The sequence below is a fragment of the Brevibacterium sp. OS20 genome, from assembly GCF_056837565.1.
On the sequence record NZ_CM166367.1, the window covers coordinates 1,495,515 to 1,516,026 of the forward strand.

The 20,512-nt window shown below is 63.2% G+C and carries 17 protein-coding genes; 12 read left to right on the forward strand and 5 right to left on the reverse strand.

Annotated features, from left to right (window positions below; all coding sequences use genetic code 11):
• Positions 1–319: 319 nt before the first annotated feature.
• On the reverse strand, positions 320–1,381 hold the full coding sequence (locus tag ACVZTU_RS06555) for a 2,3-butanediol dehydrogenase (RefSeq protein ID WP_482401605.1): 1,062 nt from the start codon (positions 1,379–1,381) through the stop codon (positions 320–322).
• Between the two features lie 143 nt (positions 1,382–1,524).
• Between ACVZTU_RS06555 and ACVZTU_RS06560 the strand changes: the two genes are divergently transcribed.
• On the forward strand, positions 1,525–3,708 hold the full coding sequence (locus tag ACVZTU_RS06560; RefSeq protein ID WP_482401606.1) for a heavy metal translocating P-type ATPase: 2,184 nt from the start codon (positions 1,525–1,527) through the stop codon (positions 3,706–3,708).
• A gap of 92 nt (positions 3,709–3,800) precedes the next feature.
• Here the strand turns inward: ACVZTU_RS06560 and ACVZTU_RS06565 are convergent, their stop codons facing one another.
• Positions 3,801–4,751, reverse strand: a complete 951-nt coding sequence (locus tag ACVZTU_RS06565) for a VOC family protein (RefSeq protein ID WP_482401607.1) — start codon at positions 4,749–4,751, stop codon at positions 3,801–3,803.
• Between the two features lie 104 nt (positions 4,752–4,855).
• The gene (locus ACVZTU_RS06570; RefSeq protein ID WP_180345666.1) at positions 4,856–5,590 is read right to left on the reverse strand and encodes an IclR family transcriptional regulator; all 735 of its coding nucleotides are present in this window, start codon (positions 5,588–5,590) and stop codon (positions 4,856–4,858) included.
• Positions 5,591–5,780: 190 nt separating this feature from the next.
• Between ACVZTU_RS06570 and ACVZTU_RS06575 the strand changes: the two genes are divergently transcribed.
• The 5 genes from ACVZTU_RS06575 to ACVZTU_RS06595 all read left to right on the forward strand — a co-directional run bounded on the left by ACVZTU_RS06575 (position 5,781) and on the right by ACVZTU_RS06595 (position 11,508).
• A complete protein-coding gene (locus tag ACVZTU_RS06575) occupies positions 5,781–7,130 on the forward strand; it encodes an RraA family protein (RefSeq protein WP_139469703.1) in 1,350 nt (449 codons plus the stop codon).
• Positions 7,127–8,548: a TRAP transporter large permease subunit gene (locus ACVZTU_RS06580; protein ID WP_482401608.1), complete on the forward strand. Its 1,422-nt coding sequence runs from the start codon at positions 7,127–7,129 to the stop codon at positions 8,546–8,548. Before ACVZTU_RS06575 ends, ACVZTU_RS06580 begins: the two co-directional genes overlap by 4 nt.
• A 30-nt stretch (positions 8,549–8,578) precedes the next feature.
• A complete protein-coding gene (locus ACVZTU_RS06585) occupies positions 8,579–8,845 on the forward strand; it encodes a hypothetical protein (RefSeq protein WP_218973667.1) in 267 nt (88 codons plus the stop codon).
• Positions 8,832–9,803: a cyclase family protein gene (locus ACVZTU_RS06590; protein WP_482401609.1), complete on the forward strand. Its 972-nt coding sequence runs from the start codon at positions 8,832–8,834 to the stop codon at positions 9,801–9,803. Before ACVZTU_RS06585 ends, ACVZTU_RS06590 begins: the two co-directional genes overlap by 14 nt.
• Before the next feature lie 115 nt (positions 9,804–9,918).
• Complete coding sequence (locus tag ACVZTU_RS06595) at positions 9,919–11,508, forward strand: acetolactate synthase large subunit (protein WP_482401610.1); 1,590 nt, start codon at positions 9,919–9,921, stop codon at positions 11,506–11,508.
• 48 nt (positions 11,509–11,556) lie between these two features.
• Here ACVZTU_RS06595 and ACVZTU_RS06600 read toward each other — a convergent pair whose 3' ends face one another.
• Both ACVZTU_RS06600 and ACVZTU_RS06605 read right to left on the reverse strand, forming a co-directional pair.
• A complete protein-coding gene (locus ACVZTU_RS06600) occupies positions 11,557–12,456 on the reverse strand; it encodes a DUF6282 family protein (RefSeq protein ID WP_139469603.1) in 900 nt (299 codons plus the stop codon).
• On the reverse strand, positions 12,446–13,735 hold the full coding sequence (locus ACVZTU_RS06605; RefSeq protein ID WP_482401611.1) for an MFS transporter: 1,290 nt from the start codon (positions 13,733–13,735) through the stop codon (positions 12,446–12,448). Before ACVZTU_RS06605 ends, ACVZTU_RS06600 begins: the two co-directional genes overlap by 11 nt.
• A 239-nt stretch (positions 13,736–13,974) precedes the next feature.
• Between ACVZTU_RS06605 and ACVZTU_RS06610 the strand changes: the two genes are divergently transcribed.
• The 6 genes from ACVZTU_RS06610 to ACVZTU_RS06635 all read left to right on the forward strand — a co-directional run bounded on the left by ACVZTU_RS06610 (position 13,975) and on the right by ACVZTU_RS06635 (position 20,511).
• Positions 13,975–14,769: an IclR family transcriptional regulator gene (locus tag ACVZTU_RS06610; protein WP_139469601.1), complete on the forward strand. Its 795-nt coding sequence runs from the start codon at positions 13,975–13,977 to the stop codon at positions 14,767–14,769.
• A 277-nt stretch (positions 14,770–15,046) separates the two neighbouring features.
• Complete coding sequence (locus ACVZTU_RS06615) at positions 15,047–16,315, forward strand: cytochrome P450 (RefSeq protein WP_139469600.1); 1,269 nt, start codon at positions 15,047–15,049, stop codon at positions 16,313–16,315.
• Positions 16,316–16,326: 11 nt separating this feature from the next.
• Positions 16,327–17,424, forward strand: coding sequence for a PEP/pyruvate-binding domain-containing protein (locus ACVZTU_RS06620; protein WP_062241643.1), 1,098 nt, complete (start codon positions 16,327–16,329; stop codon positions 17,422–17,424).
• Positions 17,425–17,488: 64 nt separating this feature from the next.
• Entirely contained in the window at positions 17,489–19,375 is a 1,887-nt protein-coding gene (locus ACVZTU_RS06625; protein ID WP_482401612.1) for a PEP-utilizing enzyme, read from the forward strand.
• 3 nt (positions 19,376–19,378) lie between these two features.
• Entirely contained in the window at positions 19,379–20,125 is a 747-nt protein-coding gene (locus ACVZTU_RS06630; protein WP_139469597.1) for an SDR family NAD(P)-dependent oxidoreductase, read from the forward strand.
• Between the two features lie 65 nt (positions 20,126–20,190).
• Positions 20,191–20,511 carry a 2Fe-2S iron-sulfur cluster-binding protein gene (locus ACVZTU_RS06635; RefSeq protein ID WP_139469596.1) on the forward strand — a complete coding sequence of 107 codons (321 nt, stop codon included), beginning with the start codon at positions 20,191–20,193 and terminating at the stop codon, positions 20,509–20,511.
• Position 20,512: the final 1 nt, after the last annotated feature.

The following is a 20,512-nucleotide window of genomic DNA, read 5'->3' on the forward strand; positions in this document are numbered from 1 at the left end:
GGGAGCCAGGGTGTGTGGTTCTCATTGGCTTCGACCTGATGTGCGATGCCCGTTGGGCAGTCGACGATCAGAAGCGAAGTTGAACAGTATGAGCAAGTATGAGTCATAACTGCACGTTTATGCAATGTCGAACGCGGGTGCGTTCCTCCTGCGGGGAGGGTGCGTGAATGCGGGGCCAAGCGTGTGAGTGCGGAGGCGCGTGCGTGAATGCAGAAATTCGAGGGAGCGGAATGTTGATTTCAGCGGACTGAATCGACATTCTGCTCCCTCGAAACTGCGGAGTGCTCGTCAAGAGGGTGCCGAGGAGGTTCCTGATGGCTCAGGCGCGGGGGTCGACGATGATCTTCACGTGGTGTTCGTTGTTGTCGATGAGCTCGTCGAAACCGCCGGTGATGAGGTCGTCCAAGCCGATGCGCGCGGTGATGAATGCGGAGAGGTCGATCGTTCCTTCGGAGACGAGGCGGATCGTCTCAGGGTGGTCTCCGGCGTAGCCGATCGTGCCACAGAGGTCGATCTCCTTGAGCACGAGACTGGGCAGATCGACTTCAGGTCTGTGTCCCCAGATGGACACGTTGACGATGACTCCACCCGGACGGGTGGCATCGATGAGCATGTCCAGGACGGCGGGGACAGAGGAGCATTCAAACCCGACGTCGGCGCCTTTGCCGTCGGTTCGTTGGCGGACCGACTCAGCGACATCGGATTCTCTGGGGTCGAAGACTTCGTCGGCCACTCCCGTTGACTCTGCCATGGCCTTCCGCGCTTCCGAGAGTTCAGAGATGAAGACGGTCAGGCCCTTGGCTTTGAGGACGGCTGCAGTCAGAAGGCCGATCGGGCCTGCTCCGCCGACGATGGCGGTCTGGCCTGCAGCGGCGCCGGAGCGTGTGGCTGCGTGGTGGGCAACTGACAATGGTTCGATCAACGCAGCCTGGTCGAGCGGAATATCGCCGATCGGGTGCACCCAACGGCGTTGGACGACGATCTTCTCCGAGAGTCCGCCGCCGTGCCCGCCGAGGCCGATGAAGTTCATGTCTTTCGACAGCTGATAGCTCTGGCCGGGGCCGGTGTCGACGTCTTCGGCAATGATGTAGGGCTCGACGACGACGTTCTGCCCTACCTCCAGATCATCCACTCCTTGGCCAAGCGCTGTGATCGTGCCGGAGAATTCGTGCCCCATCGTGACAGGCGCGGACTCGCCGGAAATCGGATGGGGGTGCCCTGCCGGAGGGACGAAGATTGGCCCTTCGAGGTATTCGTGGAGGTCCGTTCCGCAGATCCCGCACCATGCGACGTCGATGGCGACAGTGCCTGGACGCAGTTCGGGCTCTGGGATGTCTTCGATCCGGATGTCGTTGCGCGCGTGGAAACGTGCTGCTCTCATGGTGATTCCTTCCGCGGTCTGAGAATGCCGTTCGGCATTCTTTGACGCTAGGGCGCGTGAGGCGATCGAGCCAGGGTTGCAAGGGATTGCATGTGGGCGGCGTCACCGTTGATTTATACCCCCTAGGGGTATAAATTGAAGGCATGGACAGACAGCAGAATCATCAGCAATACGGAATGCAGTCTGCTGAGACGGGCCATTCCGCACACACTGAGGCCATCGCCCACTCCGATCACGCTCAGCATGACCACAGTGGTCATGGCGACCACTCCGGTCACGAGAGCCACTCCGGCCATTCGGGCCACGCGGGTCATGCCGGCCATGGCGATCATGTCGCGCAGTTCCGGCGCCTGTTCTGGATCATGCTCGTCATCGCCGTCCCTGTCGTCGCGTTCAGCCCGATGTTCGGCCACCTCGTCGGGTATGAGATTCCCGAAACCGGCCTCCTCGGTGCGCTTCGCTGGCTCGCTCCGATCCTCGGCACCGTCATGTACGTCTGGGGTGGTAGGCCGTTCCTGACCGGCGGCCTCGACGAGATCAAGGCGCGCAGCCCCGGTATGATGCTGCTCATCGCCTTAGCGATCACGGTCGCCTTCATCTCCTCCTGGGGCTCGTCGTTGGGTCTGCTCGATCCGCAGCTCGACTTCTGGTGGGAGCTGGCCCTGTTGGTCGTGATCATGCTCGCCGGTCACTGGATGGAGATGCGTTCTCTGGCACAGACCACCTCGGCGCTTGACGGTCTCGCCGCGCTGCTGCCGGATGAGGCCGAGAAGATCATCGATGGGGAGACGGTGAGCGTCGCTCCGTCCGACCTCGTCGTCGGGGACATCGTCCTCGTTCGACCCGGTGCCTCGGTGCCCGCCGACGGACGGATCATCGACGGTTCGGCCCATATGGACGAATCCATGGTCACCGGAGAATCGACGACGGTCCGACGCGGCGAAGGCGACTCGGTTGTGGCCGGCACCGTCGCCGCCGATTCCGGGCTTCGGGTCGAGATCACCGCGATCGGTGGCGACACAACGCTGGCCGGTATCCAGAAGCTGGTCTCCGACGCTCAGAGCTCGTCATCGCGAGCCCAGCGCATCGCCGATCGAGCCTCGGCCTGGCTGTTCTGGTTCGCTCTCGGCGCTGCCGTCATCACAGTGGTCGTCTGGACGCTCATCGGCATGCCCGATTCGGCGGTCGTGCGCACGATCACCGTGCTCGTCATCGCCTGTCCTCACGCCTTGGGTCTGGCCATTCCGCTGGTCGTGTCGATCGCCACCGAACGTGCCGCCCGTGCCGGCGTCCTCGTCAAGGACCGGCTCGCGCTCGAGACGATGCGCACGGTCGATTCCGTGCTCTTCGACAAGACCGGCACTCTGACGAAGGGTCAGCCGACGGTCACCGCCATCGAAGTCGTCGAGGGTGCCGGGGCCACGCGGGCCGAGAGTGAAGTGCTTGGCCTGGCGGCTGCGGCCGAAGCCGACAGCGAGCACCCGCTGGCCGCAGCCATCGTCACGGCTGCGGCTGAACGGGGGATCGACGTGCCGACAGCATCCGACTTCTCGTCGTCACCTGCGGTTGGGGTCAAGGCCGTCATCGCAGGCCAGACGGTCGAGGTGGGTGGTCCCAGACTGCTCGAGGCGTATGACGCGCCCGAGGCGAAGTCTGCGGAGGCCTGGCGAGCCGAAGGTGCCATCATCCTCCACGTGCTCGTCAACGGATCTGTCGTCGGAGCCCTGCGGTTGGCCGATGAGATCCGGCCGGAGTCTCGCGATGCCGTCGATGCACTCCACGCCATCGGTGCACAGGTCGTGATGATCACCGGAGACGCCGAGGCGGTCGCGCAGTCCGTTGCCTCCGAGCTCGGCATCGACCGTGTCTTTGCCGGCGTTCATCCCGCCGACAAGGCGGCGAAGGTCTCCGAGCTGCAGGGGGAGGGGCGTCGTGTGGCGATGGTCGGTGACGGTGTCAATGACGCTCCTGCGCTCGCGCAGGCCGATGTCGGCATCGCCATCGGGGCCGGAACCGATGTGGCCATCGGCTCTGCCGGAGTCATCCTCGCTTCCGACGATCCGCGGTCCGTGCTCTCGATCGTCGAGCTTTCTCGGGCGACCTATCGGAAGATGAAGCAGAATTTGTGGTGGGCGGCCGGATACAACCTCCTGTCGGTGCCGTTGGCAGCAGGAATCCTCGCTCCCATCGGGTTCGTTCTGCCGATGAGCGTGGGCGCGATCCTCATGTCGATCTCGACGATCGTCGTCGCCCTCAACGCTCAGCTGCTGCGCCGACTCGACCTGCATCCGCATGCGGCTGTCGAGCGAGTGCGTTCCAAGAACTGATCTCGGCGCAGACGACTGAGGCGGGTGATGCCGTTGAGCATCACCCGCCTCAGCGTGTTCTGGCCGGTGGAGCTCTTCGCCCCGGCGGAGTGTCAGCGCGCCAGCGTCTCGTCGATGGAGCTGGTTCCGATGGCGAGAGTGACCTGCGTGCCCCACGGGTCGACGACTCGCACAGAACGTCCGTCATCAGCGAAATCGAGGCTGTGCGCACGCAGACGCGCGACCAGTGCATCGAGATCCTCGCGGCCGGGAACGGTGATCGCCACATCCCCGAGACCGAGGCTGGCCGCCCGGGGGCCGGCACCGCGGCTGTTCCAGGTGTTCATGGCCACGTGGTGGTGGTATCCGCCGGCCGCAGCGAAGAGGACTCCGGGCATCGACGACAGTGACGGTTCGAAGCCGAGCGCGTCGACGTAGAACTCACGGGCCTGCGGGATGTTGCCGACCTGCAGATGGACGTGGCCGACGATGCCGGGTTCGGCCACGGTGTTCGCGAGGACGTCCTGGTTGAGGTGACGCTCGAGGAAACGGTTCGGATCGAGGTGGATCGAATCCATCTGGACCTCTCCGTCGATGGAGTGCGTCCATTCCGAGCGAACCCGGTCGACGTAGAGTTCGATGCCGTTGCCCTCGGGGTCGGTGAAGTAGAAGGCCTGGCTGACCAGGTGGTCGCTGGATCCGACGAAAGTGCTGTTCGTGTTCTGAGCGGCATGGGCGACGGTGGCCGCCAAAGCTTCCTTGTCGTCGAAGAGGAACGCGGTGTGGAACAGGCCGGCCTGCTTGGGGTCGACACCGGGAAGGCCCGGGGTGGCGACGAGCTTGACCAGGGGAGTGGTGCCGCGGCCGAGCACGCGGTGGACTTCGCCATCGCGGGAGGTCTCCTCGAGAGGTTCCATCGCCAGGGCGTTCGAGTAGTAGTTCGACATCTCCTCGAGATCGCCGACGCGCAGAGTCACGGCGTCCATTCCGGTGGCGGCGCTGAGTGTGGTGTCATTGACGGCCGGTGAGGCGGTCGTATCGGTGGGGGTGTCGGTGACGGTCATGCGGCTCTCCTGAACACGGTGTGCTGATAGATCCAGTGTAGATCTATCTAGTTGAACATTCAACAACCATGCTGGTGGTTCTTATTCCCAGAGGTCGGAGCGGGTTAGTTTCCCGGTAGCTCAGGAAGGCCGTGGCCGATGGAGATCGCCGCCTGTCGAACCTGACGGCCCAGCGATTGAGTCTTCTCTTCGGGGAAGTCGTCGATTGTTCCGGTGACCTGGATGGCGGCAAGGATTCCATAGTCGCCCGGAATTGCGGCGGCGACGCTGGCGACCCCGGGCTCGCGTTCTTCCCGGGAGATCGAATAGCCGCGATCTCGGATCCCGGCAACGTCGAGCATCAGTGCGTCGAGCTCGGGGGTCTGCTCAGGTTTCGCCGCCTGCTCCTGATGCAGTGTCATGATGTCGTCGTCCTTGAGCTGGGCGAGGATGGCCTTTCCGCCGCCTGTGGTGAGTGGGAGCCGAGAGCCGACGACGAGTTCGTAGCCGAAGTTGCGGGCAATGCCCGCACGGGAGAGGGCGACTCTCTGTCCATTGTGTTCGCGGTACAGCGTTGAGGTCAGGCCGGTGATTGAGGCGAGTTCGATGAGCACCGGGCGGGCTGCGCGGATCAGGGGGTTGGTCGTTGAGAAGGCGTGTGCGCCGAATGTGAGAGCAATGCCCGGGCGGTAGCCGTTGCTGTCTCGCTCCACTCGATCGCGGGACTCGAGGACGGCGAGGATTCGCTGAGTGGTTGCCACCGGGAGTTCGGCGCGCCGAGCGATCTCATTCAGGCGTAGCGGTCCTCGTGAGCTGTCGAGGATCTCGAGAACGTCGATGGCTCTCTCGAGTGACCTCATCGGGGATTTCTGGGCAGGCATTCGGTCCCTCCGGTCGGCTGTTGGGTGCGTCGGACTCCCATGCAGTGAGATTCTACCTTCCGGAAATGATATTCCGTTTTCATTTAGCGGATTCACGGTGTTGACAATCACTTCCGCGCACTGCAGTATTTCGTACTGCGACATTAAGTCTCATAGAATGGGTGCAAGGATGCATATAGCGGTAATTGGTTTGGGTGAAGCGGGAACGCTCTACGCCCGTGGCCTCGTCGAACTCGGTTGGGAGGTCACCGGATTCGACCCGGCCGACATTCCGACTCCGCGCGGAGTCTCACGCGTAGCGTCGCCGAAGGATTTGGTCGAATCCGCGGACGCAGTGATGTGCCTCGTCGGCGGTCGTGCGGCCGTGCCCGCCGCCGCCTCGGTGGCCGAATTCCTGTCACGGGACGCGTTCTTCATCGACATGAACTCTGCGTCGGCAGAGATTAAGGCACACGTTGCCAGCGTCGTCGGTGTCCGCAGGTATGCCGACGTCGCTGTCGTCGGCTCAGTTCCCGAACACGGCGCAGCCACGCCGCTGGTCATCAGCGGTGCCGCCTCGGGCCGAGCGGCGGAGGTCTTCTCCGCACTCGGGGCCGCTGTCGAGGACATCGCCGGAGAACCCGGCGATGCCGCACGGCGCAAGCTCCTGCGCAGCTCATTCATGAAGGGCCTTGGGGCGCTCATCGTCGAAACGCTTCGCGCAGGCGAGGCGATGGGGGCCGAAGACTGGGCCCTCGCACAGATCGCCGACGAACACTCCGGAGGAGCCGAATCGGTCGAGCGCCTCAGAACCGGGACGATCAAGCACGCAGACCGTCGCGGACATGAGGCAGAAGAAGCCGCAGAGATGCTTGAACAGCTCGGCGTGCGAGCGACGATGTCGCACGCGGCGGCGCATTCTCATGCACAGATCGTCAACGACGCGGCCCGGTCCGAGCAGGACCTACTCAAGGCCTACTCGACGATCCCGGCCGCCAACGTCGGCGATGCCCGCGACCGAATGGGAATGCTCGACGGCGGCATCAGGGCGCTGTGGCCAGGTGCCAAAGCGGTGGGGTGGGCGAGGACCGTCTGGGTACCGGCCGGCGACAACCTCCGTCTGCGCGAAGCACTCGACCGGATCGAGCCCGGCGATATCCTTGTCGTCAACGGCCATGGACACACAGACCGCGCACTCATGGGCGAACTCATGGCGGAGAAGGCCAAGGCACGCGGCGCAGTCGGAGTCATCGCGGACGGCGCACTCCGAGACGCCCGCGATCTCGAGGAGATCGGATTCTCCGCCTGGGCCCGGGCGGTCAGTCCTGCGGGGCCGTACAAGAACGGACCCGGACAGATCGACGTCCCGGTCGCGGTCGGCGGGGTCGTCGTCGAGCCTGGTGACCTCATCGTCGCCGACGACGACGGAGTCATCGTGGTCCCAGCGGGAGAAGCCGCGTCAACACTGCCCAAGGCACTGTCTGTCCAGGAGGACGAAGCAGGACGTCGCGCGCAGATCCTCAGAGGTGACCTGACATGATGGCCGTTCTCGCGCTCGTTGTCTTCATCGCCGTCATCATCGTCTGGAATGCCGTCGTCGGTCGCAACATCGGCGAGGCGATGACTCTGGGTTTCCTCTCCATCTGCGTTTTCGCCTTCATCGCCGGTCCCTCCGACGAGGACTCGGTGCTGACGATGATCTGGGCATCCGTCTCCGACGCTCTGACGGAAGAGATCATGTTCGCCGCGCTCGCCTTCGTCTTCGTGTCCTATGTGCTCGAGCGAACTCCCGTGCTCACCAAGCTCGTCGATCTGCTCAATTCCCTGCTAGGGCGATTCCGCGGAGGCCACCTCTACACCACCACGGTGGCCGGAGCGATCTTCGGCGCCATCGCACATATCGGCGCTGCCATCACCGCTGCAGTCGGATCGATCACGATTCCCTGGATGAAGAAGTCCGGGGTCAAACCGGAGATCGCCGCTACCGTGGCATCGGGACTTGCCGGCTTCGGTGTCAGCTTTCCATTTTCGGGAACGATGTTCATCCTCGTCGGCGGCCTTGTTGCGCAAGGAGCGATGGAGTCCCATGAGATCGTCATGCCCTTGTTCTTCGCCGGGCTGTGGGCGCTCGTCTACCGTCTGATCGTGGCGTTCTGGATAGTTCGGAAATACAAGATTCCGGCAGTGCCGTCTGAAGATCGACTGCCCATCCGCACGAGTCTGTCCCAGGGATGGACGACGATTCTGCTCCTGGTTCCCATTTTCGTTCCCCTGGTCCTGTCGTTCGGTCCGCTCGCGGATTTCCTCGCGGACTTCACTGGCGTCAGTGCAGAATCCGAACCGGGCAAGACTCTTGCTGACGGCACAGTTCTCGATCCGACACCGCTGGCGATGCCGGACGTCGTCAGTCTGCTCACCTGGATTCCGGTGCTGATGATCGTCTTCGTGCTCATCCTCGGGCGCAAGTCACTGCCGAGATCGGCCTCGGGGTGGTGGAAGCTCATCGAGGGATCTGCCTCATCGTTCGGCGTCATCGGCATCACGATCTTCGCGGCATTCTCCGCATCGAATCTCCTCGGGGAGATCGGTCTGGCTGCCGAACTCGAGGCGCTGCTGTCCTATCTCGATGTGCCGAAGTGGCTGATGGCGATCGCAATCGGAGTGATCATCATTCTCATTGCTGTGCCGCTGACCGCCAGCGCGACCATGGCTGCGATCGGGCCCGTCGCGGTGATGACGATGGCGAGTACAGGCATTCCCGTGCCGGTTGCAGCCGCGGCAGCCCTGATCTTCGCCTCGACGGAGGGGGCCTCTCCGCCATCAGGGGCTCCGATCTACGTGGCAGCGGGCATCGCTGAGGTGAATCCCGGTAAGACATTCGTCCCGCTGCTCAAGTACTACTGCGTCCCGTTGCTGGGCGTCGGCACGCTCATCGCCCTCGGGTTCCTCCCGATCTGAGCCGCGAGAAGTCAAGAAAGGAACCAGACAATGAATGTTTCGACGAATCGAAGCCGTGGCCGCTTCGAAGCGATGTGCTCTCAGCTCTTCGCCGCCTCGACAGTGCTATTCCTCCTCGGAGGGGCAGTGATCGTCATCTTCCAGATCGTCCTCATCGTCGCGGGGAAGGGCATGATGGCTATGGACGTCGCCGAGGCGGTCGGACCGTATGCCTTCGGCATGTCGTCGATCGCGGGGCTCCTGGCCTTCGTCCTCACCTATTTCCACAAAGGAGCGTCGAAAGATGGAGAAGACTGAATACCCGACCTACGCCCAATTGGAGGAAAACACTCCGCCCGGATCAGCGTGGGGTGTCTTCGCCGACGCGGATCGGGGCACAGCGAACTTCGCCGATGGTGAAGATGTCCGTGAGGCTGCAGCATCGGTGTCGAGGGGAGAGGTGTTCAACCTCGACTATGCGCTCGATGCGTTTGACCCGCCGATGGCTCGTGCCAGGCGCGCACCGGAGCACGAGATCCTCTCGGCGCACTCGGAGTCCCGCGATGATGTTCTCCGCGAGTTCTTCCTGCAGGCGACCTCACAGGTCGATGGTCTTCGACATCGACGCGCCTCCGGATACGGCTTCTACAACGGTGTCGCAGACGCATCGATCCGGCCCGGGGCTCCCGACCTCGGTGTCCAAGCCTGGGCAGAACGGCCGATCGTGGGACGGGGCATTCTTCTCGATATTGCGGGCCTCCTCGCTGATGAGGGCACACCTCTGGAGCACCGAGGCGGTCCCGTCCTTGAGGTCGACCACCTTGAGCGAGCATGTGCGCGACAGGGCGTGAGCGTTCGTTCCGGCGACATCGTCATGGTGCACACCGGTTGGTCCACATGGTTCATCGGCTCCACCGACGATGTCCGCGATGAGGTTCGATCTGGGCGGCGCGCTACGGGTTTCCGGCAGTCGAAGGACCTGGCTCGATGGATCTGGGAACATCAGGTGGCGACATTCGCAACCGACACCTTCGCCGTTGAGGTCCTACCTGTTGTCGCTGACAGCGACTTCCACGAATCGGCGCCCGAGGACAGGGGGATGATGCATCAGGAGCTCATTGCCAAGCTCGGAGTGCCGCTCGGAGAGCTGTGGAATCTCGAAGCGCTGCTCGAGGACTCATTGCGTACGGGGCGTTGGGACGCGATGTGCGTCATCAAACCGCTCAACCTCGTCGGAGGAGTCGGCTCTCCGCCGAACGCCACCGCGATTCGGTGACGAAAGTCTTCGGCGAACGGCTCGGCCGTCGCCCTCGGGAATGTGGTACGACAGAGGGCACATGCTGTCTGAGGGTGCGACTGCAGCGATGACCGACGTCGAAGGAGATGCTGGCATGAACGGTGCCGAGAGCCTGGTGGAAACGCTGGGACACAATGGAGTCGAGGTGTGTTTCGCGAATCCCGGAACTTCGGAGATGCACTTCGTGGCGGCCTTGGACAGGCAACCGCGTGTCCGTGGTGTGCTCGGACTCTTCGAAGGGATAGTCACCGGAGCCGCCGACGGCTATTCGCGACTGCTTGATCGGCCCGCGGCGACTCTGCTGCATCTCGGTCCGGGCGCGGCCAACGGACTGTCCGCACTGCACAATGCGCTCCGGGCACGTTCCTCGATCGTCAATATCGTCGGCGACCACGCTGGTTACCACCGAGGCCTCGATGCGCCGCTGACCTCGGATATCGAGGGGGCGCTGCGGCCTTTCAGCGACTGGGTGCGCACTTCTCATTCGGCGAACTCGATCGCCGGCGACGCCGCCGACGCCATCGGCTTCAGTCTGCCGGGACGGATCAGCTCACTCATCCTTCCCGCCGATACGGCATGGAATTCCGCCGATGAATACTCGACTCCGCCGAAAGCGGTCGAACCGATGCAGCGTGCGATCGATCCCGGCGAGGTCGACGCTGCAGCGGAACGTCTGAAGGATTCGGGTCGTCGTACCGCAATCCTTCTGGGCGGGCGTGCTCTGCGCTCGAGGCAGCTCGAAACCGCGGCGCAGATCGCGGGGGCCACCGGTGCCTCGGTGCTGGCCGAAACCTTCGCTCCACGCACCGAGAGAGGTGCGGGACGGCCGACGGTGGCGAAGATCCCCTATCCTGTCGAGCCGTCCGTCAAGCTGCTGAGCAGCTTCGATGCCGTAATTCTTGTCGATGCCAAACCGCCCGTCGCCTTCTTCGCCTATCCGGACAAGCCGAGTGTACTTACCCGGCCGGGGACGACGTTCTACACACTCAGCCCCATCGGGGCGGACTCGTCGGTGGCACTGGAGGCTCTGCAGGACGCGATCGGCCCCGCAGCGAAAAGGCCCGTCCTCGCAGACCCGGCCGCGACCGGATCTGTCCTGCCCTCGGTTCTGGCGAAATCGACTTCGGCTCCCCGTCCGGAGGGGGCGATCACCCCCGCCAAGCTCGCAGCGTGGCTTTCAGGGGCGATCCCTGAGAACGCGATCGTCCTCGACGAGTCGATCACCACCGGCCGGGACTTCTACGACCGGACGGAGACATCGGCTCCGCACGATTGCCTGGGCGGCACCGGAGGATCCATCGGCTGGGCACTGCCGGTCGGAGTCGGGGCGGCGGTCTCGAGCCCGGACCGGAAGGTCATCGTTCTCGAGTCCGACGGCTCGGGAATGTACACCCCGCAGGCGCTGTGGACTTATGCCAGAGAGCAGCTCGACGTCATCGTGCTCTTGTTCGCCAATCGGAAATACCAGATACTGCGCGATGAAATGTCCAATGTCGGGGTACCTGACTTCGGACCCGAGGCACAGTGCCTACTTGACATCGACAATCCCGATATCGATTGGGTCAGCCTCGCGAAAGGCCTGGGTGTCCCGGCGACGCGGGTGGAGACCATTGCCGAACTCGATCGCGACTTCAGGGCAGGCGTGGCCGATGCGGGTCCGCGGTTGATCGAAGTGTCGCTCTAGAGATCTGAAACGTCCTTCCGGAGCAACGCCGCAGATCGCGGCATATCGTCAGTTTGCTAAGGCTCTGCGCGGATTCTCAACGATCATCTGTCTGATGGCGGCGGATTCGACACCGTGATCGAGCAGAATTCTCGCCCACATGGGCAACCCGGCGGCGATGCTTCCGAACTCGGGTTGGCCGAGGTCGCCGCTGAGAACGGTCGACTGCGGCCCGCACTGCTCGATCACCCGGAGGACTCGATCGAGCGTCACTTTTCCCGTGGCCAAGGAGTTCATCGTGTGTTCGATGAGGGCGCCGCGTCGGGCCATCTCGACTTGCGCAGGGATTGAGATATCGAGATGAGGCAGGCACGGGTGAGTGACGATGACGTTGTCGAGTCCGCGGTTGTCGGCCAGGTCGAGGACGACGAAGATCTCATTCTGATCCAAATGCCCGGTGGCCAGCACCAACGAGTTGCGCACTGCCGCGTCGATGACATCGACGAGCGCATCGACGGGTCTGCCGCCGTCGATGATCCGGACGGGATTCCGATGTGAGTCGGGTTCCGAGAGCGAGGTGGATCTCTCGAACCGGCACTGGATCCTGCTGTCCTTCGTCGGCAGCCACACGACCTTGGCCCCCATCCGCGCTGCGATGTCGACTGCGTCCGGGTTGAGACCGCCGACTGACCGGTTGAGCGTGATCGACGCCAGTGGGCGGGAGGGAAGGCCTGCGGGTGCCATGGAGACCATCGTCGTCGTCGGAATGGAATGGGACTTGACGACGAATCCGGCAATACCGGCCGAACCGAAGTCCCACGCGGCCTCATCAATTGACTGCGAACGAGCCACGATATCCGGACTCGGATGCGTGTGAAGGTCGATTCCGCCCTCTGTCACCGCGACAACCTCATCTGCGAGAAGTGCGCTCAGGCCGCCGTTGAGTCGGCTTTCAATGTCACCTGTCATCGATCTTCGACCTCCCGACGGTGAGGACGGTTGCCAGCCCGATGATGGAAGCGCACGTCATATAGGCTGCAGGGGCGAGTGTCCATCCGGTGAGGTCAGTCAACCACTGTGCGACGTAGGGGCCGAATCCGCCTCCCACGATCGTGCCGATCGAGAAGCCGAACGCGACACCCGTCAAACGCGCGGTCGATCTGAACAGCTCAGTGAAGAGGGGATAGCCGATCGCCTGCGCGAAGACCCAGGGAACGAATGAGATCGCCATCGTCAGCGGGAGAGGCCAGCCGCTTGCGGGACTCATGAGGGCGAAGCTGGGAATTGTGAGCAGAATGTATCCGACCATCGCGTACGCGTAGGTGCGGCCGCGACCGATGCGGTCGGACACGAGGGCAGCGAAGGGCATGAGGATGGCGAACAGGACGGTGATGACCGCGTTCGTGCCGAACGCCTCGCTGGTCGAATAGTCGAGTTCAGTGGTCAGATAGGTATTGAGGTATACGTGTCCGACATAACCGGTCAGGGACATCGAAAAGGCGAGAAGAATGAGCTTGATGGTCGCCGTGCGTTCATGTCGGAGGACCGAGACTATCGGGGGCGGGCCGGCCGACGCGGTCTTTGCGGAGAATTTCGCGGACTCGGGAAGAGTGTTCCTGATCCACAGGATGATGATGCTCAAGGGCAGAGACAGCAGGAACGGCAATCTCCATCCCCATTCGGCCATGGCGCTGTCGCCGAAGACGGTGCTGACGAGAGAAGCGACTCCGCTCGCCGCGGCCGTTCCCAAGGCGATCCCGGCTGGGGTGAAGGCTCCGAAGAACCCGCGACGTTCGGGCGGCGCCATCTCCGCGATGTACGTCGCTGCTCCACTGGCCTCGCCGCCTGCGCAGAGCCCCTGGACCAGCCTCAGCAGCACGAGGAGGACAGGCGCAGTCAAGCCGATATCGGAGTATGCAGGAATCAGGCCCATCAGCGAGCTGACCGCGCCCATCATGATGACGCTCGTCAGAAGCGATGCCCTGCGACCGTGCCGATCGCCGAGCCAGCCGAAGAACAGTGCGCCGATCGGGCGCATGAGGAAACCGCTGCCGAACACGGCGAGAGTTGCCAACAGAGCGATGGTGGGGTCGGATTGGGGCATCAGCGCAGCTGCCACAAAGATCGCGAGGGTGGCGAAGAGGGAATAGTCGTAGTATTCGAGCAGTGAACCGGCGCCGCCGGTCAGGGCGGTCTTCCAGACCGTTCGTCGAGTCGTTTTCGCAGTCTTGATTTCTTCAGTCAACATCACTGTTGTCTCCTTATCGGGCACCATTGCCCCCGGTCCGACGGGGTTATGTAGGCAAGTGTCTGCCAGTCGCAACCCTCACATATTTACCATTAGATGATAAGTGCATATCGGGGCGTGATTTCAGCATACATGCAGTGGAAATTCCAGCAAAGTGTGTGTCGATTCCGCCGACGTCAACAGTGGCCTCGGGGCAGTGGAGGGAGGTCGGCGTTGACAGGTCCGATAGATTCTCGAGCATGGAGCACAATCAGCGTCCGGAGGTGCCGAAGGCCGGCCGCACCGTCACTCACAAGGTCCTCAGTCTGCTGACGACATTCGAAGAGCCGCGGCGCAGCTTCACCCTCACCGAGCTCGCCGACGCGGCGCAGATTCCACTGAGCACGGCGCACCGCCTGGTCAATGAGCTCGTCGAATGGGAGTTTCTCTCCCGCACCCCGCAGGGTCGGTATCAGCTGGGCCTGCGACTGTGGGAGATGGGGCAGAACGTCGGCAGGCAGCTGCGCGAGACTGCTCGACCATTCATCCAGGATCTCTATTCATTCACGGGCGAGACGTCCCAGCTTGCGATCCGCGACGGTCGTGAGGTGCTCTACATCGACCGCGTCTATGGGACGGAGAGGGTCCCGCGCGCGTCACGGGTCGGCGGGCGCCTGCCGATGCATTCCACCGCGGTCGGAAAGGTGCTGCTGGCTTTCGAGGAAGACTGGCTCTCCGAAGCCTACCTGCGGCAGCCGCTCGACCAGGTCGCGCCGCGGACCGTGACGAACCCCGGTCTGCTTGCCGAGCAGCTCGAGCAGATCCGGACCGAAGGGTTCTCTGTGACCAACGAAGAGCAGAGACCCGGCGCCTGCTCGATCGCGGTCCCCGTCTTCCATACCGGACGCATCGGTTCGAGCATCGGTCTCGTCGTCGCCTCCGAGAAGGCCAGCACGTTGACGCGCCATCTGGCGACGCTCAAGGGAGTCAGCGAGCGCATCGAGGCGGCAACCGCGAGGATTCCTCTCGAAACCTTGCTGGGGTCGCATCGCTGAAGGGGCGGATCAACAAGTTCGATTGTCGATCGTCGGGTTTCTGGGGAAAGTCTCGTCGAACCTGCACGTCGTTTCTGGTCTGGTGCTTCGTCGAGGTTGGGTGCGTCTCTCTGGCATAACGCTGACCTCGAAAAAGGCGCCGCCGACGCCGCCTGAGACGGCTCTTTGGAGGCTTCCAGGTCGCTTCCGCTGAACGGAAGCCACGTCATCGAAAATCTTCGCTGTGCCTGTAGGGTGATCATCACTGTCAGCAGTGACCCGCATCACAGGAGATGGAATGACTTTGCAATCCGCAGCAGAGACCGGCAAGTGCCCCTACAGCGGCGCGGCTGAAGGCTCTCACCACGGGTACGAACCCTTCGACATGAAGAACCCTTTCCCGGCCTATGCCGAGATGCGCAAGGAAGAACCCGTGATGTTCGATGAGCGAGTCGGCTACTGGGTCGTGACACGCTACGAGGACATCAAAGCGGTCTTCGAAGACTGGGAGACCTTCTCCTCGGAGAACGCGCAGGCTCCGGTGCGCAAACGCGGACCGCAGGCCACGAAGATCATGAAAGACGGAGGCTTCACCGCCTACTCCGGGCTCTCGGCACGCATCCCGCCGGAGCACACCCGCATTCGTGAGATCGTGCAGAAGGCATTCACGCCGCGACGCTTCAAGAAGCTCGAACCAGAGATCCGCGACAACGTCGTCAGCCGCATCGAAACGATGCTTGCGCGTCCTGACAAAGACGGTGAGATAATCCGCGATCTCGCCTATGACATCCCGACCATCACCATCCTCACGCTCATCGGTGCCGATATCGACAAGGTCGATACCTACAAACGCTGGTCCGACTCCCGCGCCGCCATGACGTGGGGAGACCTGTCGGACGAGGAGCAGATCCCACACGCCCACAACCTCGTCGAGTATTGGCAGGAATGTCTGAGCATCGTCGCCGACGCCCATGAGAACGGCGGAGATTCGATGACCGCCGACCTGGTCACAGCACAGTCCGAAGGCGCGGAGATCAGCGACCATGAGATCGCGTCCGTCCTCTACTCGCTCCTCTTCGCCGGCCACGAGACGACGACAACGCTGATCGGCAACACCCTGCGAGTGCTGTTGGTCCATCCAGATCAATGGCAGGCGCTCATCGACGATGAGAAGAAGATACCCAAAGCGGTCGACGAGGTCCTCAGGTACTCCGGTTCGATCGTCGGCTGGCGCCGCAAAGCGCTGAAGGACGCCGAGGTGGGAGGCGTGAAGATCGCCGAGGGCGACGAACTGCTGCTGCTCATGGGCTCAGCCAACCGTGACGAGTCCCGCTTCGACGGCGGAGAGGACTTCGACATCGACCGACCCAACGCCCGTGAACATCTGTCCTTCGGATTCGGCATCCACTACTGCCTGGGCAATATGCTCGCGAAGCTGCAGGCGAAGATCTGCCTGCAGGAGATCACCCGCCTGGCACCGAATCTCAAGCTCGTCGACGGTGAGAACATCGACTTCCGGGAGAACCTGTCGTTCCGTGTCCCCACATCCGTTCCGGTGACCTGGTGAAGGAGAAGTCCATGAGTTTCGTACAATCATTCGACTCCACGTCCGAACCCCGCCTGGAAGACCTCGGCGGCAAGGGTGCCTCGCTGGTGACCATGACGCAGGCAGGAATGCCCGTGCCACCCGGATTCGTCGTCACAACCGAATCTTTCGACTCCTTCGTCTCCGAATCCGGCATCGCCGAGGAGATCGTCACCGAACTCGGAGCTCTCAATCCCGATGACGTAACTGAGGTCGACGAGATCTCCGCTCGCATCCGCCGTCGGCTCACCGACTCCGAGGTGCCCGAAGCTGTTCGGAGCGCCACGAAGACCGCTTACGACGAGCTCGTTGCCGCCTGCGGGGGAGAAGTACCCATGGCTGTGCGGTCCTCGGCCACGGCAGAAGACCTGCCCGACGCCAGTTTTGCCGGCCAGCAGGACACCTACCTGTGGCTGAGCGGATACGCAGCGGTGACCGAACACATCCGCCGGTGCTGGGCTTCCCTCTACACGTCCCGAGCCATCATCTACCGGCTGAAGAACAACATTCCCGATGAGGGCCTGTCGATGGCCGTCGTCGTGCAGAAGATGGTGAATGCAAAGACCGCTGGAGTGGCGATCACGATGAACCCCGCCAACGGCGACCGGTCGAAGATCGCCATCGACGCGTCTTGGGGCGTCGGAGAGACCGTCGTCTCCGGTCTCGTCACTCCCGACAACATTCTGCTGGACAAGATCACCCTCCAGGTCGTCAACGAACATATCGGAGAGAAGCACATCGAACTCGTCCCCGCCGACGGGGAGCTCGCCGAACGCGAGGTGCCGGTCGAACGCGCCGAAGTCCGGTGCCTCTCTGATGAGGAGCTCACCGAAGTGGCGACCCTGGCCAAGCGGGCGGAGAAGCACTACAAATGCCCGCAGGACATCGAATGGGCACTTGATCGGGACCTGCCGGAGGGTGAGAACCTGCTCCTGCTGCAGTCCCGGCCGGAGACGGTGCATTCCTCTGCAGAGAAGAAGAGCGAGAAAGAACCCGCGGCCGCGACGAAGCCGGCTGCGCCTGCTGCAGCCTCGACCGGCGGAATCGACCTCGGATCGATCACTGCCTCCCTGATGAAGAAGAGCGGCTGAACCCTGCCGCAGCGAACCTCACTTACGACCGAACTCACGAACCACCGATGCAATGGAGCAGACAATGTCAATGAAGTCGTTTCCCCGTCCCTCCGATCTTCCCGTCCCAGCCGGCGCCGAAGGCTGGGAGAGGATCTACCCCTACTACCTCGTATTCCAGGACAGCCTGAAGGCGATAGAGGACGAGAAGTTCTGGTTCTGCGATTCGCAGCACTGGCCGACCGTGTTCAAGCCGTTCGAGACCATCGGCGGAGAGTTCGCCGTCAAGTGCCTCGGCCAATACAACGCCCGTCACCTGATGATCCCCAATGCCAACGGCATCGACTTCCGCATCCACCAGGGCTACCTCTACATGTCGCCCATCCCCGTGCCCGAAAACCAGATCGAGGCTCGGCTGCCGGAGTTCCAAGCCCGCATCGGCCACTACTTCGCCAACTGGGAACCGCTCCTGGAACAGTGGAAGACGAAGGTCCGCGGAACCATCGACGAGATCGAGGCGCTCGACTTCTCGAAGCTTCCCGATATGGTCCCCATGGATGACATCCTCTCCGGCAAGGCCAAGGACGGATCCGAGCGACTGCTCGAGAACTTCGACCGCCTCATCCAGCTCGCCTACCAGAACTGGCAGTACCACTTCGAGTTCCTCAACCTCGGCTACATCGCCTATCTCGACTTCTTCAATTACTGCAAGGAGATCTTCCCCGACATTCCCGACCAGTCGATCGCAACGATGGTCCAGGGCGTGGACATGGAGCTCTTCCGCCCCGACGACGAACTCAAACAGCTGGCAACCACAGCCGTCGAACTCGGCCTGCAGGCTGCATTCGACAACACCGACGACGCCGAGGCGACGCTTGAGGCCATCGCCGCAGCTGATGGCGGCACTGCCTGGCTGGCCCAGTGGGAGAAAGCTCAGGACCCTTGGTTCAACTTCACCACCGGGAACGGCTTCTACGCCCACGACGAGTACTGGAAAGAGAACTTCTCGATCCCGCTCGGCTTCATCGCCGACTACATTCGCCGCCTCGACGAGGGGCAGACGATCATGCGGCCGACCGAAGCACTCATCGAGGAGAAGGAGCGCATCGTCTCCGAGTATCGCGATCTTCTCGATGACGAGCAGGGTGCGACCTTCGAAGCCAAACGACACTTGGCCGCCACCGCCTACCCGTATGTGGAGAACCATAACTTCTACATCGAGCACTGGACGATGGGCGTGTTCTGGCGCAAGGTCCGCGAACTCGCCGCGACCCTCGTCGAGCACGGAGTCTTCGCCGAAACAGGCGACTTCCTCTACCTCAACCGCAATGAAGTCCGTGATGTCCTCTTCGACCTCGTCACCGCGTGGGGAGTGGGCGCCCCACAGGGTCCGATCGCCCCGGCCTACTGGCCGCCGATCATCGAAGAGCGCAAGAAGATCGTCGCCGCCCTCAAGACCGCTCGTCCGCAGCCGGCGCTGAATACCCCGCCGGAGGCCATCACCGAACCGTTCACCCGGATGCTGTGGGGAATCACTACCGAGCAGGTCCAGTCCTGGCTCGAAGCCGATTCCGACAACGTCACCGGCCTGCGCGGAATGGCCGCCTCACCCGGCGTCGTCGAAGGAGTGGCCCGAGTCGTCATGGACGCGTCACAGATCCACGAGATCGAACAGGACGAGATCCTCGTCGCCCCGGTCACCGCACCCAGCTGGGGGCCGATCTTCGGCAAACTCAAGGCCACCGTCACCGACATCGGCGGCATGATGAGCCACGCCGCGATCGTCTGCCGTGAGTACGCGCTGCCGGCCGTGACCGGCACGGGCAATGCCTCGACGACGATCCGGACGGGTCAGCGACTGCGCGTGGACGGAACCCGCGGCACCGTGGAGATCCTCGACCTCGAGGACTCGGTCCCCGAAGTCAGCGGCCCCGGTGCCCACAGCCATGCCCACGCCACGGCAGCGAGCTGAACGATGACTGAGCCACGCACCGTGCTCATCACCGGCGCAGCCGGGGGACTGGGACGCGCCTTCGCCGAAGGGTTCGCAGCGGCCGGCGACCGAGTGGTCGTCGCCGATATCAACCTGGCCGGCGCGGAGGAGACGGCCACGGCTCTGCGCGCCGCCTCGGCGGAGACACTGGCCTGCGAGGTCGACGTCACCGACCGAGCCTCGACGCAGGCCCTCGCCGAGGCGGCCGCCGACTTCGGCGGAGGCAGCATCGACGTCGTCGTCAACAACGCCGCGATCTACGCCGGGATCACCCGGTCTCCCTTCGAAGACGTCGCCGAAGACGAATGGGATCTCGTGATGGGAGTCAACCTCAAGGGGCCCTGGCAGGTGACCCGGGCAGTCAGCCCGTATCTGCCTGCAGGCGGCAGAGTCGTCAACCTGTCCTCGGCCACGGTGATGTCCGGATCCACACAGTGGGCTCACTATGTGGCGTCCAAGGGAGGGGTCATCGCACTCACCAGGGTGCTGGCGAAGGAACTGGGCACCAGGGACATCACGGTCAACGCGATCGCTCCCGGGTTCACGCTCACCGAGGCCAGCTATGAGCTCATGGACGATGCAGCGACCTACGGAGTCGACCGCGGCGCCATCCGCCGTGCCAGCCAACCCGACGACATCGTCGGCGCCACGATGTTCCTCGCCTCACCCGACGCCGGATACATCACCGGCCAGACACTCGTCGTCGACGGCGGCCGACAGTTCATCTGAACACTGACGCCACAGGCGACACCGCAACCGCAGACCACCAGCACCACTGTAGGAAAGGGAATGACATGCCGACCGTACATTTCACCGATTCCGAAGGCACCACCCGCGACATCGACGCCAAAGTCGGCGACTCCGTGATGGAGACCGCGGTGCGCAACGGAGTGCCCGGCATCGTCGCCGAATGCGGCGGGTCCCTCTCATGCGCCACCTGTCACGTCTTCGTCGACGAATCCGACTTCGAAGGGCTCGACCCGATGTCGGAGATGGAAGACGAGATGCTGTGGGGCACGACCGAGGATCGGGAGGACAACTCCCGTCTGTCCTGCCAGCTCAAGGTCACCGACGACACGGACCTGCACGTGACCACTCCGGAAACCCAGGTGTGAC